The organism is Vitiosangium sp. GDMCC 1.1324 (assembly GCF_003044305.1).
GTDB lineage: Bacteria > Myxococcota > Myxococcia > Myxococcales > Myxococcaceae > Archangium.
The window spans coordinates 546189-562144 of sequence record NZ_PZOX01000003.1; the positions used below are offsets into that span (position 1 = coordinate 546189).

Annotated in this window: 15 protein-coding genes; 6 read left to right on the forward strand and 9 right to left on the reverse strand. The window is 67.3% G+C overall.

The genetic code is table 11. The features are described 5' to 3' along the window. Window positions 1-50: 50 nt before the first annotated feature. On the forward strand, window positions 51-440 hold the full coding sequence (locus DAT35_RS10770; RefSeq protein ID WP_108066852.1) for a RidA family protein: 390 nt from the start codon (window positions 51-53) through the stop codon (window positions 438-440). Between the two features lie 120 nt (window positions 441-560). Further along, window positions 561-1772, forward strand: coding sequence for a Xaa-Pro peptidase family protein (locus tag DAT35_RS10775; RefSeq protein WP_108066853.1), 1212 nt, complete (start codon window positions 561-563; stop codon window positions 1770-1772). Between the two features lie 35 nt (window positions 1773-1807). Here the strand turns inward: DAT35_RS10775 and DAT35_RS10780 are convergent, their stop codons facing one another. The 5 genes from DAT35_RS10780 to DAT35_RS10800 form a co-directional block, all read right to left on the reverse strand. Then, window positions 1808-2932, reverse strand: a complete 1125-nt coding sequence (locus DAT35_RS10780; RefSeq protein WP_108066854.1) for a hypothetical protein — start codon at window positions 2930-2932, stop codon at window positions 1808-1810. Between the two features lie 196 nt (window positions 2933-3128). Further along, a complete protein-coding gene (locus tag DAT35_RS10785; RefSeq protein ID WP_108066855.1) occupies window positions 3129-3962 on the reverse strand; it encodes a Uma2 family endonuclease in 834 nt (277 codons plus the stop codon). Window positions 3963-4101: 139 nt separating this feature from the next. Next, a complete protein-coding gene (locus tag DAT35_RS10790; protein ID WP_108066856.1) occupies window positions 4102-4896 on the reverse strand; it encodes an ABC transporter permease in 795 nt (264 codons plus the stop codon). Window positions 4897-4900: 4 nt separating this feature from the next. After that, window positions 4901-5704 (reverse strand): ABC-2 family transporter protein, encoded by an 804-nt coding sequence (locus tag DAT35_RS10795; RefSeq protein WP_108066857.1) that lies wholly within the window; start codon window positions 5702-5704, stop codon window positions 4901-4903. Continuing rightward, window positions 5701-6696, reverse strand: a complete 996-nt coding sequence (locus tag DAT35_RS10800; protein WP_108066858.1) for an ATP-binding cassette domain-containing protein — start codon at window positions 6694-6696, stop codon at window positions 5701-5703. Before DAT35_RS10800 ends, DAT35_RS10795 begins: the two co-directional genes overlap by 4 nt. A 61-nt stretch (window positions 6697-6757) precedes the next feature. On the opposite strand from DAT35_RS10800, the gene DAT35_RS10805 reads away from it, so the two are divergent. Continuing rightward, on the forward strand, window positions 6758-7951 hold the full coding sequence (locus DAT35_RS10805) for a small ribosomal subunit Rsm22 family protein (RefSeq protein WP_108066859.1): 1194 nt from the start codon (window positions 6758-6760) through the stop codon (window positions 7949-7951). Between the two features lie 10 nt (window positions 7952-7961). On the opposite strand, the gene DAT35_RS10810 is transcribed toward DAT35_RS10805, so the two are convergent. Further along, window positions 7962-8150, reverse strand: coding sequence for a hypothetical protein (locus DAT35_RS10810; protein WP_108066860.1), 189 nt, complete (start codon window positions 8148-8150; stop codon window positions 7962-7964). A gap of 295 nt (window positions 8151-8445) precedes the next feature. Here DAT35_RS10810 and DAT35_RS10815 point away from each other — a divergent pair, with 295 nt between their 5' ends. Both DAT35_RS10815 and DAT35_RS10820 read left to right on the forward strand, forming a co-directional pair. After that, the gene (locus DAT35_RS10815) at window positions 8446-10566 is read left to right on the forward strand and encodes a hypothetical protein (RefSeq protein WP_108066861.1); all 2121 of its coding nucleotides are present in this window, start codon (window positions 8446-8448) and stop codon (window positions 10564-10566) included. Window positions 10567-10659: 93 nt separating this feature from the next. Next, entirely contained in the window at window positions 10660-12594 is a 1935-nt protein-coding gene (locus DAT35_RS10820) for a HEAT repeat domain-containing protein (RefSeq protein WP_108066862.1), read from the forward strand. 20 nt (window positions 12595-12614) lie between these two features. Here the strand turns inward: DAT35_RS10820 and DAT35_RS10825 are convergent, their stop codons facing one another. The 3 genes from DAT35_RS10825 to DAT35_RS10835 all read right to left on the reverse strand — a co-directional run bounded on the left by DAT35_RS10825 (window position 12615) and on the right by DAT35_RS10835 (window position 15078). Continuing rightward, on the reverse strand, window positions 12615-13370 hold the full coding sequence (locus tag DAT35_RS10825; RefSeq protein WP_233261406.1) for an SMI1/KNR4 family protein: 756 nt from the start codon (window positions 13368-13370) through the stop codon (window positions 12615-12617). Continuing rightward, window positions 13349-14569 carry a DUF4150 domain-containing protein gene (locus DAT35_RS10830; RefSeq protein ID WP_108066863.1) on the reverse strand — a complete coding sequence of 407 codons (1221 nt, stop codon included), beginning with the start codon at window positions 14567-14569 and terminating at the stop codon, window positions 13349-13351. The genes DAT35_RS10825 and DAT35_RS10830 overlap by 22 nt, the downstream gene beginning before the upstream one ends. A 230-nt stretch (window positions 14570-14799) precedes the next feature. Further along, complete coding sequence (locus tag DAT35_RS10835) at window positions 14800-15078, reverse strand: LysR family transcriptional regulator (RefSeq protein ID WP_108066864.1); 279 nt, start codon at window positions 15076-15078, stop codon at window positions 14800-14802. A gap of 107 nt (window positions 15079-15185) precedes the next feature. On the opposite strand from DAT35_RS10835, the gene map reads away from it, so the two are divergent. After that, window positions 15186-15956 (forward strand): type I methionyl aminopeptidase, encoded by a 771-nt coding sequence (map, locus tag DAT35_RS10840; RefSeq protein ID WP_108066865.1) that lies wholly within the window; start codon window positions 15186-15188, stop codon window positions 15954-15956.

The following is a 15956-nucleotide window of genomic DNA, read 5'->3' on the forward strand; positions in this document are numbered from 1 at the left end:
GGAGGGGGCTAGGGTGGGGCCTGTTCCCCCCTCCGTCCTGGAGAGCCACCATGCAACGCAATACCTACTCGACTGGAACCACCTGGGAGCCGCGCGTGGGCTACTCCCGCGCCGTGCGCGTGGGCCCCTTCATCTCCGTCTCCGGCACCACCGCCACGGATGCCTCCGGCAACCTGGTGGGCCAGGGAGACGCCTACGCCCAGACCGTCCAGGCGCTGCGAAACATCCAGAAGGCGCTCGAGGCCATGGGTGCCCGGATGGAGCACGTGGTGCGCACCCGGATGTACGTGACGGACATCTCCCGCTGGGACGAGGTGGGCCGGGCCCATGGCGAGGTCTTCGGCACCATCCGTCCCGCCACCAGCATGGTGGAGGTGAAGAGCCTCATCGACCCGGCCATGCTCGTGGAAATCGAAGCCGACGCCATCGTGTCCGAGTGAGCGCACGCCCCGCCCTCGTGCGTGGTCACGCCGGAGGGGCGTCTTCCGTCCTACCCTGGCCGCCGTGCACTCCGCGCGGATACGGTACTGCGTGGAGTGAACTGGCAGGGAGCGTGACTCGTGGAGCGGATCTACTCGGCTGCTGACAGCGCGGAGTTCCAGCGGCGGCAGGACCTGCTGGCCGCCGCGATGAAGGAGCGTGGCGTCGAGCAGTTGGTGCTCACCTCGACCGAGAGCATCTTCTATCTCACCGGCGCCACCGCCGAGCCCATCGAGCGTCCGTTCTTCCTGGTCGTCGACGTTGCCCGGGGCAAGCGCAGCCTGCTCGTGCCGCTGCTGGAGCGGGAGCACATGCGGAAGGGGTGGGGGCCGAGCACCCAGGAAGTCCTCTCGTACCCCGAGTTCCCGGCCCCCGCGGGCCAGGGATGGCAGGACGCACTCGGGGAGCTCATGAGGCCGGGCTTCGCGTTCGAGCCGAGCACACCGCATTCCAGGGCGGCACTGCTGGTCACCGCGGGTGGGCATCCCCTGGAGTTGCTCGAGCCCATCCGCATGGTCAAGTCAGACTTCGAGGTGGCCCGGATCGAACGAGCCGCCTCCTATGCCGTGTGGGGCGTCGAGCAGATTCTGCGCTCGGCCTACCAGGGCGCGACCGTCGTCGAGGGTTACATGACGACGACCACGTTGAGGCGGAAGATCATCCAGGAGGAAGAGCACTTCGACGCGCTCGCCACGAACGTCCTCGCGGCGCCGTGGCCGGCTCCGCTGAGCAGCGAACCGCACTCGGTGCCCGCGGCCACGATGACGCTCGGTGAGGGGCCGCACGTCGCGCTGGTCCTGACCCGCGTCAATGGTTACGCGGCCGAGTGCGAGCGCACCTTCTTCACCACCCGTCCCACGGCGGAGCAGCGCCGGCTCTTCGCGCTGATGATGGAGGCGCGGCGGATCGCCTTCGAGCGGGTCCGTCCAGGCGTTCTCGCGGCCGACATCGACAGTGCCGTCCATGACTTCCTGACCCGGGAAGGATTCGGCGACCCGGATCAGCGGCTGCACCGCACCGGGCACGGATTCGGCCTGGGCAACCACGAACCGCCGTGGCTCGCCCAGGGCAGCGACCACCGGTTGGAGAAGAACATGCTCATCTCCATCGAGCCCGGCATCTACGTGCGTGGGGTTGGCGGGTACCGGCACTCGGACACCGTGCTCGTCACCGCCGATGGCTACCGGATCCTGACGAACGCGCCGACGGGGATCGACCCGCTCACGTTCGGCCCGCCGAGTCTCATGCAGCGCGCGCGGGCATTGGTCATCAGGCGCCTCGCGGGCCTCTGACGGAAGCGCCCGCCCCGTGAGGCGTCGGCGCGGCCTCAGAAGTCCGCGGACACATCGCCCGGCACGTCGTCCGGCGTCTCCGAGGGCGCGCCCGGCTCCTGGGCCGTGTCGTTCGGGTTCTCGGCCGGCGGCTCCACGTCGCCGCGGAAATCGGCGTGCTTGCAGTCGAGCAGGTCGCCCTCCTTGAAGACCACCGAGCAGCTCCCCGGCTGGCCCTCCGTGCCCTTCACGCAGTCACGCAGGATCTTGAAAACCTCCTTCTCCTGCGCGTCCCAGCACGCACTGCCGATGAAGACGTGGCTGGCCGGGATGTCTCCGCCCGAGGCGAGCACGTCCGCGCGGCCTCCGATGCCTGGGCGGAAGCGGATGCGGCTGAAGACGTTCTCCTTCGCGTCGGTCGCCGTGCTGCTCAGGTTCCACTTGCCCATGACGCGGATGCCGGTGACGCGCGACGGCAGCAGCCGGTAGCCCACGAAGGCGCCCGTGACGGGATCATGGTTGGCCGGGTTCGGAGTGAAGCCCACCAGCCGGTACGACACCGTCTTGTCCTCGCCCACGGTGTGGGCGAACGAGGCCATCAGCTTGCCCTGGCCCGTAGTGCTCGGCGCGACCGACTTGAGGTTGTCCAGGTTGAGGGCCAGGGTGCCACGACCACGGTGCGCCAGCTCACCCCTGGCCAACCGACCCGCGCCCACCAGCTTCCACGCCGTGTCGTCCGTGCTGCCCAGCGGCCGGGCCTCCAGCTTCCACGCGAAGCGCTTGGTGCTCGTCTTCTTCACCTGCAGCCGGAAGGTGGCGTTGTCCAGGTCCTTCGGGCCGTACACCAGCACGTCGCCCTTCTGGGCCTCCTTCAGGTCACCGTTGGCCAGCGTGGTGATGCGCGTAATGGCGTCCTTGAGGGCGGCGTTGAGGGCCTTCACCTCGGCACGAGCGCCCGCCAGGAACTCCGGTCCCTGAGTGGTGAGCGCCTGCGCGTATGCGCCAGAAAAGTCCTCCGCGGTCAGCTTCGAGCCCTCGTCGGCCACATCCCCGTTGATCTCCAGCGACGTGCCCGTGAGGTCCGGCGTGGCCTCCACATACTCCGTGTCCTCCACCTGGCTGCCACCACACGCCGCCAGTACGAGCACCGCCCCCAGCATCATCGACTTGTTCAGACGCATGACCTGCTCCTTTGGATTTGAGAGGGTTTCAACCACCGGGGCGTCGTGCGCCCCGTTCGTTCCCCTCAAACCCGGCAGGTCCGCGCTGGTTGCGGGCGGGCTTTTCCGTGGATTTTCCGCACGTCCCACCCGGCCCTACCGCGGCCGCATCCCGAAGGATGCTTCGCTCACGAATGAGCGCCCGGAGGAGCCGGTTTCAGCCCGAGCCGCCACGCAGCCTCGCCAATTCAGCGAGGGCCTCGACCAGACGACGCTCGGCTTCCGCTCGACGCTGAGCCTCCTCGGTGCGCAGGCGCATCTCCTCGGCGAGCCGCTGTTCGAGTTCAGCGCACATCCGGGCCTCATCGGCGCGCCGGGCCTCCGCTTCCTGCGCCCTTCGGTCGAGCATGGCCATCATCTCGTCCGCCTCTAGCAGCGGCGCCCGGCCCTGATGGAAACGCAATCGCTCGCCCTCGACCCGCAGGACCAACCCCAACACCTCGGACGCGAAGAAGCCCTGCTGCGGCAAGATGGCTCGATAGCTACGCCGACCCTCATCCAGCCTCCACCCCGTCAGCCGCAAGCGCCCACGGTCGAAGAGGAAGTACTCGCGGATGCCGAGCCGGGCGAAGCGCTCCGCGTTCCGCTCCAGTTCCTCGCGCCGCTCCTCCGCGACATAGATTTCCAGGGCCAGATCGAGCCCCCTCCCCTCCGCACTCACCACCCAGTGCATGCGCTGATGCTGCTCCGCACCCACGACGGCGATGACGTCGGGAGCGAACATGCGCTCGCCCGGATAGTAGACGGGCAGCTCGCAGGCCAAGTACACCTTGCGGCCCGTGCGCGTGAAAAAGCCCCCCAGCACCTTGCGCGTCCCCACCTTGGCCTCGAAGTGAGCATCCCCCTCGGGAGGAGCCGCCTCGGAGACCGGAAACTCGGACGGCAGTTCGTCGATGATACGAGCGCGCTCCTCGGGCGTCAGCCGATCCCACAACTCCTGGGGCGGCGCACGCGGATCATCCGGATCGATGCGGTAGGACCCAATACTCATGACGGCACCTCGCTGGCCTCGCGTGCAGGTGCCACCGTCAACCCGTCCCTGCACCTTACCTCCAAGATAATAGAGACCCGACGTGACTTTTCAAGTCACAGCAGGCCACTCGGAGGAAGGAACCCGGAACGCCCGGGAGTCAGCTGCTCGCCGACGTGTAGCGGCTGATGGAGTGCAGCCACACCCGGCGCGAGATGAAGGCGAAGAGGACGGAGCCCACCACGGCCCAGAGCAGCGACATCCCCGGCAGTCGCCCCAGCATCGCCTCGGCCGGGAAGGTGGTCATCACCGCCAGCGGAATCACGAAGGTGAACACGAAGGACAGCACTCCGCGGAACACCGAGGCCGGCCAGCGCGCCGCATCGAAGATGGACGTGAAGAAGTACGTCAGGTTGTCCACCTTCACCACGTAGAAGGCCGCGGCCACCGTCAGGATCCACAGCGAATAGAGCAGCAGCACGCTGGTGCCCAGCAGCGCCAGTGACACCAGCACTCCCAACGGCGACGGAGCTCGCCCCAGCAGGTGGAAGCCGTAGCCGAAGATGAAGAGCGCCGCGAGCGCGTTGATGACCCGCCACGGCAGGAAGCGCTCGGTGGACACCAGGAACTGCGCATCCGCGGGCTTGAGCAGCACGAAGTCCAGCGTCCCCTTGCGGATGTGCTCCACCACGCCGGTGAGGCTCGGGTTGATGGCTCCCTCGAGAATCCCCTGCAGCAGCGTGAACCAGCCGATGACCAGCAGCGACTCGCCGAAGCTCCACCCCTCGATGTGCTGCTGCTCGTTCTGGAAGACGACGAACAGAGGAATCAGCGCGGTGGCCGTCCAGAAGAGGGAGATGATGCCGTCGACGATGAAGTCCCCGCGGTACTGCATCGCGAGCAGGCTGGAGGCCCGGAGCCGGACACCGAGCAGGCGCAGGTAGCGGCGCAGCATCTGCCTACCCTCCAAACGCCGCGAAGCGCTTGAGGCCCCGCTTCCAGAGTCCAACCGAGATCGCCAGCATCAGCCCCACCCACAGCCACTGGCGCGCCAGCAGCCCCAGCGCCGCCCCGAAGCCGTGCACGTTCGTCATCAACTCCACCGGCAGACCAATCTGATAGCGGAAGGGAAGCCACTCCAGCATCCCCCGCAGCGCGGGCGGGAAGAGCTCCACCGGGTACAGGTAGCCGGAGAACACGAAGAAGAGCGCGATCCACACGTCCATCAGCTTCGTGCTGCTCTCCATGAAGAGGCTCATCGTGCCGATGGCCACGTTGGCCAGGAAGGTGATGAGCCACCCTCCCATGAGCGCCAGGAAGAAGAAGACCCAGCCCCACCACGTCTGGGGCACCGAGCCCGCGCCGAGCTTGAACACCGAGAAGAGCGCCACCGGCACCACGATCACCAGCCGCATGGGGAAGGAGCCCAGGTTCTCCGCCGCGTAGCTCCACAGCGGAGAGATGGGACGCAGCAGGCGCATGGCCAGCGTGCCCTGGCGCACCTCGAAGTTGATCTGCCAGGCCGCCCAGGCCCCCGTCATCTGCCGCACCACGAAGGCGGCCAGGAAGTAACGGATGAAGCCCTCGGAGTCATAGCGGCCCACGGGCGAATAGCGCGCCACCGCCGTCCACAGCGCCATCGAGATGAAGGGCATGGTGGTGGACAGCACCCAGACGAACATCTCCGCCCGGTAGGCCACCGCCTCGGAGATGCCCACCCGCAGCAGCGTGGGCAGGGCGCGCAAGGTGCTCCGCGCGCTCATGCGCCCACCGCTTCCCGGCGCGCCTTGCTCTCGGCGAACAGCTCGCTCATCACCTCTTCCAGCGGCGCGTTCTCCACCGTCAGGTCCTGCACCGGCAGGCTGGAGAGCGCCCGGCTCACCGTGGTGTTGACGGCGTCCTGCGGCACCTGCAGCACCGCCGTCGCGTTGTCGTGCGTCACCACCTTGCCCAGCGGCGCCAGCGTGTCCGCGTCCACCTGCTGCTTCAGGCGCAGCACCACCCGCTTCTCCGGCCTCACCCGCTGCACCAGCGCGTCCAGCCCTCCGTCGTACGACAGCACCCCCTTGTCGATGACGATGACCCGCGGGCACAGCGCCGCCACGTCGTCCATGTAGTGGCTGGTGAGGATGAGCGTGGCCCCATTGCGCTCGTTGTAGGCCTTGATGAAGACCCGCATCGTCGCCTGCATGGACACGTCCAGCCCGATGGTGGGCTCGTCCAGGAAGAGCACCTTCGGCCGGTGGATGAGCGCCGCCGCCAGCTCGCACTTCATCCGCTCGCCCAGCGACAGCTGCCGCGTCGGCTTGGAGATGAGCTCCTCCAGCTCCAGCAGCGTCACCAGCTCGTCCAGCGTCTGCTTGTACTGGGCCCGCGGGACGTCGTAGATGGCCCGGTTGAGCTCGAACGTCTCGGACGGCGGCAGGTCCCACAGCAGCTGCTGCTTCTGCCCCATCACCAGCATGATCTTCTTGAGGAACAGGTCCTCCCGGTGGCGGGGGACATGGCCATCCACCAGCACCTCGCCGCTCGACGGATGGAGCAGCCCCGACAGCACCTTCAGGGTGGTGGTCTTCCCCGCCCCGTTGGGACCGAGGAAGCCCACGCGTTCCCCGGGCTTTATCTCGAAAGAGATACCGTCCACCGCCTTCACACTGGTGTAGGTACGGTGGATGACGGAGCGGAGAGCGGCCTTGAGGCCGGGCGGGCGCTTGTGGACCTGGTAGTGCTTGCGCAGGTCTCGGACGGAAATCATTGGGACAGGGTTTAACGCGGTTGCCTCGAAGAGGCGACCCTTCGTTGGAAGGCAGGGCTGGATGAGTGGCGCTTACGGCAAGGACCTGGAGCGGTGGATCCCGCGGCTCATCGCCGTGTGGCGGGAAGCCCGCGGACGGGGGGACGGGCCCGAAACGCGCTTGACACCCCAGGAGCTCAAGGAGGTGGGCGCGGGGGTGAAGCAGCTGTCCCTCGGGCTCACGCGCGACCGGAAGCTCGCCGGAGCCCGGTACATGGACGACCCGAAGCTCCTGGGTGCCTACCTGCTCTTCTACTGGCCCGTCTCCTACGCCCAGGCCCGCGAGGCCCTCGGGGAGCTATCCCAGCGGCCGCGCACGGTGCTCGACCTGGGGAGCGGACCCGCCCCGTTGGCCTTCGCCGCGCTGGATGCCGGGGCCGCGGAGGTGACGGCGGCGGACCGGAGCAAACCGGCGCTGACGCTCGCCCGCTCGCTCGCCGCCGAAGCGGGAGAGGCGCTCGCCACCCGGGAGTGGGACCCCACGCGCAAGGCGGCCCCGCCCGAGGGCAAGTACGACCTGATCACGATGGGCCACGTCCTCAACGAGCTATACGGCGCGGGGGACGAGGCGGTGAAGCCACGCGCGGCGCTGCTGGAGCAGGTGCTGGCACAGGTGAAGCCGGGCGGAAGCCTGGTGGTGCTGGAACCGGCGCTGCGAGAGACGTCCCGGCTGCTACTGAAGGTGCGGGACGTGATGGTGGAGAAGGGCTACGCCATCCGCGCACCGTGCCTGTACCGGGGAGCATGCCCCGCGCTAGTGAAGGAGAGCGACTGGTGCCACGCGGAGCGCCAGTGGCCCATGCCCCGGGTGGTGGAGGACATCGCGAAGGCGGCGGGGCTGCACAAGGAATCGCTGAAGATGAGCTACCTGGTGCTGGCGCCCAAGGGCGAGGGCTGGCCGGAGCCGAGGCCGGAGCGGTTGTTCCGCATCGTGTCCGAATCGCTCGAGGGAAAGGGACGGCAGCGCTACATCGGCTGCGGGCCCGAGGGCCGCATGGGGCTGGCGATGCAGGAGAAGCACCGCACGGAGAAGAACGAGCGCTTCCTCAAGCTGAACCGGGGCGACGTCATCTCGGTGACGAACACCGAGGCGAAGGGGGACGGGCTGGCGCTGGACGACACCTCCGAGGTGAAGGTCGTCGCCTACGCGGGCAAGGGAGTCCCGCCCGCGCCCAAGGAGCCCGTCCCTCCAGCAGAGGGACAGGGGGGAACCTGATTCTCAGCCGCTACTTGGAGGGCACGAAGGTGTCCCCCCGGAGCAGCAGGGTGCGCATGAAGCGGAAGGCGAGCACGTTCTCGCGGATGGAGCTGGCGAGGGCCTGAGCGAGCACGCTGGCCTCGACACGCAGCAGCTTCAACGTGCCCGTCTTGGGTGCATCGGTGCGAGGGGGCTTCACGAGGGACGCGACGTTCATGGGGAGCCTCCGTGGGGAGAGGGAGTCAACCCAGAGTGTTCACTGTCTCCGCAAACGCCGCGTTGCGACCGGGTGAAATCTCGGTCACGGCCCACCTGCGAAGTCGGCTGGTTGGCACTCCAGGAAGTAGCCGTGACGTTCACGGGGGAGTCCTCGTGTGGATCCGCCGTCCACAACCCTCCCCCGCGCGGTGAGGTGCCTCCAGAGGAAGACGCCCCGGAGGCTCACGTCGGCATGTGTCCTGCTTTGGGGGCGCCCGGCCACTCGGCCTTCCTCGAAAGAACAGGACACCGACATGAAGCAGAACCCCTTCACCTGGCACCAGCCGCTCCTGGCGGGTGCCTCGCTCGCCATGCTGCTGGGCGCCGGGAGCGCCTCCGCGGAGGACTGCCCCACCCCCACCCTGGAGATCTGCCAGAAGGAGGGCTACCTCCAGAGCACCTGCGGGACGCAGTACAGCAAGCTCTGCAACGAGCTCATCGACAAGTCCTTCCAGTCCGCCTGGGAGTCGCTGAAGACCGAGCGTCTCTCGCTGCTGCCCGAGGAGCTCGGCGGAGAAGCCGCCGTCACGCACGTGGTGCCCCACGACGTGAGCGCGCTCTCGCTCGAAGGCGGCGAGGGCGGCTACGCGGGCGTGGTGCTGAAGAACCAGCTCCTCTACCGCAAGAACTTCGACAAGCTGGATGAGTCCGACAAGATCCAGCTCGAGGCGCTGAAGTCCTGGGACTCCAACAAGGAGGAAGTCCGCTCGTGCCAGGAGTACGTGCACGAAAAGTACTACGACTACAGCCTCTTCGAGAACCGGGTGGGCGCGTTCGGCCCGGACTACCGCGCCGTCTTCACGGCCGCGTATGACAAGGAAGGCATCGCCGGGCGGGAGCTCAAGAGCCGGTCGGGCGAGGTGCTGGCCCCCATCTTCCCGGGCAAGTACCTGGAGAAGAACCTGTACTTCCGCTTCGAGGTGGGGCCGTACCCCGACGGGACGGATGCGTTCAAGTTCGATCCGAAGCTCGTCGAGCAGGTCCCGGCCAAGGGCCGTGAGTTCTACAAGTCCTCGTTCGGCTGGCACTCGGAGATGAGCAAGACGCTCGCCAACTACCTGGATGACGAGCTCGATGAGCTCTACGCGAAGCAGGCGGCCTTCGCAGACCTCGTCTCGCGCCGCCAGCGCACGTGGGACTTCTACCAGGCGCAGCTCAAGCGCACGGATCCCAAGGAGCAGGACGCACTGCGCAAGCAGGTCGCCGCGGAGCTGTACAACATCGACAAGTCGCTCTCCGCCGGGCTGGTGGAGGCGCAGAAGCTCGGCTGCCTCGGGCTGAATGGGAGCAACCGCTGCGACTGGTCGCCCAGCCGCTTCAAGGCGCAGCTCGACACCGAGATGCTCACGCGCCGCGAGCAGGACTACCAGAGCTGCCTCGAGCTGACGGGCAACGACTTCAGCGACTCGAGCTTCATTCGCAACGCGGACAAGCTGGAGATCGGCCTCAAGGGTGACTACAGCGTGAGCACCCTCAGGGTCTCCGAGTACCTGTCCGCCTATCTCGAGTGGCTGAGGAAGAACGGCATCCCGAGGGTCCCCGTCACGCGGGAGATCCGCAAGTCGTGGAGCCGCAGCGACCACCAGAGCATCGGCGGCTCGTACTTCGGCGCCAGCTACGACTACAGCGCGGGCCTGGACTACACCGCCACCACGACCAGCGCCACCGCGGACCAGAGCTGCGGAGGCAGTGCGAACCTCTATGCCCGGCTCACCGCCAACGCCCGGGTCTTTGGCGCCGGCTTCGAGGTCATCCACGGGCGCGCCGAGGCGAACGCCCAGGGCCAGCAGTTCCACTATCTGGCCCTCCTGCGCGTGCTCGGCGCCGACGTGTACCGCCGCGAGAACACCATCCCCCTGCGCTTCAGCATCAGCGCCGCCCCCTCGGTGAGCAAGGAGTTCTTCCGCGTCGGAACCTACTTCGTCATCGTGGCCATCCCCGTCAGCGTGCAGGGCGGCGTGTCCGGAAGCGTGGGCCTCACCGCCGGTCTCGACGGCGGCTTCCAGTCGGCGTGCGCCTTCAACCTGCACGGCAACGTGAAGCCCTGGGCGAGCCTGGATGCCTTCGCGCAGGCCGCGGTGGATGTCTGGGTGGTGTCCGCGGGCGTCCGCGGCCGCGTCACCCTGCTGCGCGTCGAGCTGCCGCTCGATGCGGAGATCGCCTTCTACCTCGACACGGCAACGGCCAAGCTGATGATGCGACTGGCCGCGTCCCTCGGTTTGAACCTGCGCACGCTCGATGGGCGCATCGTGCTCTTCCTCGACGGCTTCTGGGGCAACATCGCCGAGTTCGAGCTCGCCTCGTTCACCGGTCCCCAGTTCAACACCACGTTCTTCAACGAGAGCTACGTGGTGCCGGTCGCCAGCCTGAACTGAGCCACTGCTCCCCTGCCCCGGGGCGCCGTCCAGCCCCGGGGCCCTTTCCCTCCGCTCCCACCGCCTTCCCGCCGCATCCCGCAAGGACCCGCCATGTTGAAGGGCACCCGTCTCCGCATCGCCGCCGCGCTGGCCGCCATCACCGCCGCGCTGGCCCTTGGCTTCTTCCTCGTTCCGAGCACCCCGCCGACCTCGGACTCCTCCAGCCAGGCCGCCGCGCCGCGTCCCTTCTCGTGGCGGCCCGACTGGCCCGCCGGAACCCGCTACGTCTACACGCTCGACTGGCGCAGCCAGCAGCGCGCCGTGCCTCCCCTGCCCGGCCAGGGCGCTCCGATGGAGGGCTCGCTGCACCTGTCCGGAGACCTCGTCCTGCGCGCGCTGGGCCACGACGGCGAGGCCATCCTCCTCGGCGCCTCGCTGGAGAACCTCCGCCAGCATGAGCTGCGCGTCGCGGGCCAGGAGGTGCTCCCGGACGAGGCCGCCGTTGCTGCCGCCTACTCCGGCCGCGAGGCCCTCCTCGAGATGACGCCCGCTGGCACCGTGCGCGCCATCCGCTTCCTCCCGGAGGATCCGGATGTCTTCAAGCACACCGTGCAGTGGCTCATCACCCATATGCAACCCACCCTGCCGGCGGATGCAACGCAGCGCGACGCTGGACAGTGGGACGTCACCGAGAACACCTCCCTCGGACAGGCCCGGGCCTCCTACGAGGTGGATGCGAACCAGCCCCGCACCTTGCGGCGCACGCGCTCCAACTACACGCGGCTGGACGTGGCGGCCGCACAAGGGGGCGTCGCACCGCAGAAGCTCGACTCGCATGCCACCTTCACCTTCGCCGAGGCCGGGCACCTCGTCAGCCTGAGCCATCAGGAGATCCTCACCGCCCGGACCGACACCGGACAACCGCTGCTCGACTCCATGGAGCTCGTGCGGCTCTCCCTCCGGGAGCTGGGACGCTTCTCCCCTCCCGCGGATGTGGGGCTCGCGGCCCGCACCGAGGTGCGGAAGCCTGGCGTCATCACCACCAGCGCCGCCGTCGAGCGCCGGCTGCTCGAGCAGCGCGCCGAGGGGCTCACGATGGAGAAGCTCACGGCGGAGCTGCTGGCGTACGGCAACGGCGGAGAGATGCCGGACCACAGCCACTGGCTGTGGCGAGCCACCGGACGGCTCGCGCTGGAGCCGGAGCGCTGCCGTGAGCTGGTGGCCGTTTTCGAAAACCCTTCGTTCACTGCACAGGGCCGAGCCCTGGTGTTGGATCTGCTGGTGGGCGCGGGGCATGCCCAGGCGCAGGCGGTGCTGCGCGAACTGCTGGAGACGCGCGAGGCCCGTGCGGACTCCGGCGCCTACGAGCTCTTCCTCCAACGGCTGGGCCTGGTGCAGGCGCCGGAGAAGGACACGCTGGCGTGGCTGGCGCGGAGCCACCAGGAGGCCGAGTCCAGCCAGCAGCCCCACCTGCGCAACGCGAGCGCCTACGCACTGGGCGCGGCCGTGGGCCGGCTGGGCGCGGAGGATGCGGAGGCGGGCACCTACAATCGCATCCTCATCGAGGGGCTCGGCGCGGCGCGGACACCCGGGGACCGGGAGACGTACCTGCGAGCCCTGGGCAACGCGGGCCGCACGGAGAACGTGGCCACGGTGCTGTCCTACGCGGGAGACCCGGATGCATCGGTCCGCGCGGCCGTGGCCGCGGCCCTGCGCAAGGCGGACACGCCGGAGAGCACGGCAGCCCTCCTCGAGCTCGCCGGTGCCTCCGAGCCATCGGTCCAGGCCGAGGCCCTCACCTCGCTTCGCGGGCACGTCTTGAATGCCGATGCGATGGCACGGCTCCGGGACGTGGTGCTCACCCAGGGCCTGAGCCGTGGCACTGAACCTCTCCTGGTGGCGCTGCTCGGCGAGCGGCTCGACGCGGGCCCCGCGGTCTTCCAGATGCTGCAGGCCCTCTCACTCAAGCCGAGCGACGATCCCTCCCTACGCGCCTACGTCCTCCAACTCATGGCCCGAGCCGCCCGCCTGCATGGGGCACCGTGAACGGCCCAGGCGGCCCATCCTCAGAGCGGAGGCTCCCATTCAATCATTTTGATTTTGAGTGAGGTCTCCGTTGCGATCGACCCCATGATTTTCCTGAGCGTGCCTGAATCTTTACCCCCGAGAGAAAAGGCCATGATTGCCTCGGGCTCGTCACGTGGGATTTTGCTACAGACCATGGCTGCGTCGCGACTCTCATACAATCCGCAGCAAGGCCCGGTGAAACGAGGTCTTGCGAACCCAAGGCTATCCATGACTGGGTCGAGGTACGAGAGAATGTCTGGCTCATCGCCTACGAGCAGTGCCGTGCAGGACTGTGGCATTCTGCCAACGCGGAAGCTCAACAACGCCCCATACGCCAACAGCTCGCGGAAGGTCTCGTACGGGTCGTGCCGTTCACCCCCCTCCGCGTGCCTTCTCAGCACTCTTGCATCAGCTCGTGCTGGTAGATCGAGATCGTAGAAGAAATGCAGAGGCATCATCTCATCGGAGTCATATCCGATGAGCAAAAACCGAGGGTGAGGCGCGACCAGTTCCTCGGCATAGCAGGTGAGGACACGCTGTGCAGAGAAGTCGAGAGTCGTATAGGCCAGAGGACCCATGCTCTGGCCCATGCGAGTCAAGAACCAACGATAGAACGGAGGCAAGGGGCGGCCTGCGATCCGTTCGATCTGGGCTATCTCTTCGGGCCTGCTGCCTTTCCAATGCTCCGCAAGCCCTGGAACAATCCTCAGGAGAAAATCCTCCAGTTCAGGCTCTAGCCCTGCGTGTGTGGACACTGCTCCTCCTGGCCTTTTCCTGGGCAAAGCATCAATGGAACGATGCTACTGCAGGTCTTGCATGGCGGGACGGACTTGCCATGGTCAAACCGTTCTGTTTTCTTCTCTCCTGCGGCATTCCTGAATTCGATCGGTGCGAGTGTCGGACTCTCGCTCTTGGAGAACCATTGCTCGGTGAGAGCACCTGGATAGGCCTTGCTATCCCAAACAAAGACAAGCACCTTCTGGGCGGCACAGAAACCCGGTGGATAGGCGGCGGCGGGAGTGGGCTTCTTGTTCCGATTCTGATAGCTGGTGTCTGACAGATGCGTCGCCATTGCCCATCTCATTTTTACTTCCAACACTTGATCCGAGTCGTGGCAGCGATTCAGCAGGTTCTCGCGAACCCGCGTCGTTGAGGCGGTGGAAGCCTCGTTGGCTTTCGCTATCTTCGCCTTGTCCTTTTTGTCATTGATGTCATCGAGCGAGAGTTCGCTTTTCGGTGCATCCCATTCGCCCCCAAGTCCCTTTACAACGCCATGGAATTCGCTGAGCGTCGTGGACGAGTGGTCTGCATACTTTCTTGTTCCGCATTTGCAATGAACCACACCGAGCATCGTCGTCAAGCCGTGTTTCTTCTCCACCAGCATTGACTTGAGCTTCGAGGCCAGCGCCGAGGCATCGGGCCGCGTTCCACTCCCTTCTTCGTCTGTTTCTGCTAGCGCGCCATGTTTCTCTCCGCACAGAGGACAGGGCTCCTCTCCGGTGACGGTCGTGACGAGCCCGTTCGCTTGGATCAACCCCATCATCGTCGCCGCGTTGGCCGGGCTGCCGCTCGGTCCGCAGTTATTGAGCATCGGGTCCCCGAGCAACTGGACGTTTTTCCCTTCGATCTTCACGTCCATGGAGCCAGGTCCCACGAAGCTCGTGGGTCCCTCCACATTCGAGGAGACCACCCCGCCACCGGTTCCCTTGCTGGCCACATCACCCATGGAGCCAAAGGTGGCGCCTCGAATCGCCACCTTCTTCCCTTCGATGGTGACGCTCTTGGAGTAGTTCTTCGGGCTTGTTCCGCTCTTGCCGATGTTGGGCAGCGGGGTCGGGACGAACGGTGCTGGCGGTCCCGGCATCTTGCACACGTTGGGTAACGTCGCCGCGGCGAGCCCGTTGCTATCCTCGGTCACAGGAGTCTTCGGAGCATTCACTGAGACTTTCGGCATCGGGATTGCCTCCTCATGTCACCTGCGGAGCTTGCAGGAGCATCGCCCCCCGCCTCCCACCATCGGAACCCGCCATCACCAGCGTCCGCGGGCCTCGCGCGTAGCCCCGCGCGAAGCCCGGGCCGCCCGCCTGAATGGGGCACCGTGACACACTGGCGGACCCGGTAGGCGGGGCTCCTGCTGGAGTGGGCGCATCCGCTTGTTCGACAGGCAACGTAGCCGCCGGGGACTCACCCACCCGGCCGGTTGCCCACGACGCTCTGCACGGTGTGCTTCGCCGCGTCCACCTCGGCGAGGATACGGCGCGCATGGCTCAGGAACGCCTCGCCCGCGGGCAGCAGGCGCATCCCGTGGGGGGTGCGCTCGAAGAGCCGGGCGCCGAGCTCGTCCTCGAGCGCGAGGATGTGGCGGCTGAGCGGGGGCTGGGTGAGGTGAAGCCGACGCGCGGCGCGCCCCACATGGCCCTCCTCGGCCACGGCGACGAAGGACTCGATGTGCGTGAGACTCACGGCCAGCGAGGTTAGCGCGAATCGGGTACCCGGTGCACGAAGGGGTCGGGCTCCATACCGAAACAGCATTGGATTCCGTTGTCTGGCAGGTGCCACCTTGCCTCGCCATGGGGATTCCACTGCTGAAAGGGAATGAGGTCGAACGCTTGCGGCTGGCCGGGCAGGCGGCCGCGGGGACTCTGGCGTATGTCGCGGCGCGGCTGGCGCCCGGGGTCTCGACGGCGGACATCGACGCGTGGGTGAGAGAGGACACCGCGCGGCGCGGAGGCACGCCGAGCCAACTGGGCTACCACGGCTTTCCCGCGGCGGTCTGCACCAGCCGCAACCACGTGGTCTGTCATGGCATCCCCCGCGCAGATGAGAGGCTCGCGCCGGGGGACATCGTCAACGTGGATGTGACCACGTGCCTGAACGGGTATCACGGGGACACCTCGGCCACGTTCCTCATCGGCGAGGTGTCCGCGGAAGCACGGCACGTGGTGGAGGTGGCGCGCCGGTGCCGGGAGGCGGGCATCTCGGTGGTGCGTCACGGCGCGAAGCTGGGAGACATCGGCGCGGCCATCGAGGAGCTGGCGCGCAAGGAGGGATGCAGCGTGGTGCGGGAGTTTGGAGGGCACGGCATCGGCCACGCCATGCACCTGCCGCCCCATGTGTCGCATGTGGGGAAGCGCGGCACGGGCATCACGCTGCGCTCGGGAATGGTCCTCACCATCGAGCCCATGGTGAACCTCGGGCGCCCGGACATCCGGGTCCTGCCGGACAAGTGGACGGTGGTGACGGAGGACGGAAGTCTCTCCGCCCAGTTCGAGCACACCGTCCTGGTGACGCGCGAGGGCTGCGAGGTGCTCACCCCGCTGAGCCCGGTGCCCACCGCGTAG

Excerpts from the sequence above, each read along its gene's own strand:
- DAT35_RS10770 (WP_108066852.1), top strand. The coding sequence starts at position 51 with ATGCAACGCAATACCTACTCGACTGGAACCACCTGGGAGCCGCGCGTG.
- DAT35_RS10780 (WP_108066854.1), bottom strand. The coding sequence starts at position 2,932 with ATGCGTCTGAACAAGTCGATGATGCTGGGGGCGGTGCTCGTACTGGCG.
- DAT35_RS10785 (WP_108066855.1), bottom strand. The coding sequence starts at position 3,962 with ATGAGTATTGGGTCCTACCGCATCGATCCGGATGATCCGCGTGCGCCG.
- DAT35_RS10790 (WP_108066856.1), bottom strand. The coding sequence starts at position 4,896 with ATGCTGCGCCGCTACCTGCGCCTGCTCGGTGTCCGGCTCCGGGCCTCC.
- DAT35_RS10795 (WP_108066857.1), bottom strand. The coding sequence starts at position 5,704 with ATGAGCGCGCGGAGCACCTTGCGCGCCCTGCCCACGCTGCTGCGGGTG.
- DAT35_RS10800 (WP_108066858.1), bottom strand. The coding sequence starts at position 6,696 with ATGATTTCCGTCCGAGACCTGCGCAAGCACTACCAGGTCCACAAGCGC.
- DAT35_RS10805 (WP_108066859.1), top strand. The coding sequence starts at position 6,758 with ATGAGTGGCGCTTACGGCAAGGACCTGGAGCGGTGGATCCCGCGGCTC.
- DAT35_RS10810 (WP_108066860.1), bottom strand. The coding sequence starts at position 8,150 with ATGAACGTCGCGTCCCTCGTGAAGCCCCCTCGCACCGATGCACCCAAG.
- DAT35_RS10815 (WP_108066861.1), top strand. The coding sequence starts at position 8,446 with ATGAAGCAGAACCCCTTCACCTGGCACCAGCCGCTCCTGGCGGGTGCC.
- DAT35_RS10820 (WP_108066862.1), top strand. The coding sequence starts at position 10,660 with ATGTTGAAGGGCACCCGTCTCCGCATCGCCGCCGCGCTGGCCGCCATC.
- DAT35_RS10830 (WP_108066863.1), bottom strand. The coding sequence starts at position 14,569 with ATGCCGAAAGTCTCAGTGAATGCTCCGAAGACTCCTGTGACCGAGGAT.
- map (WP_108066865.1), top strand. The coding sequence starts at position 15,186 with ATGGGGATTCCACTGCTGAAAGGGAATGAGGTCGAACGCTTGCGGCTG.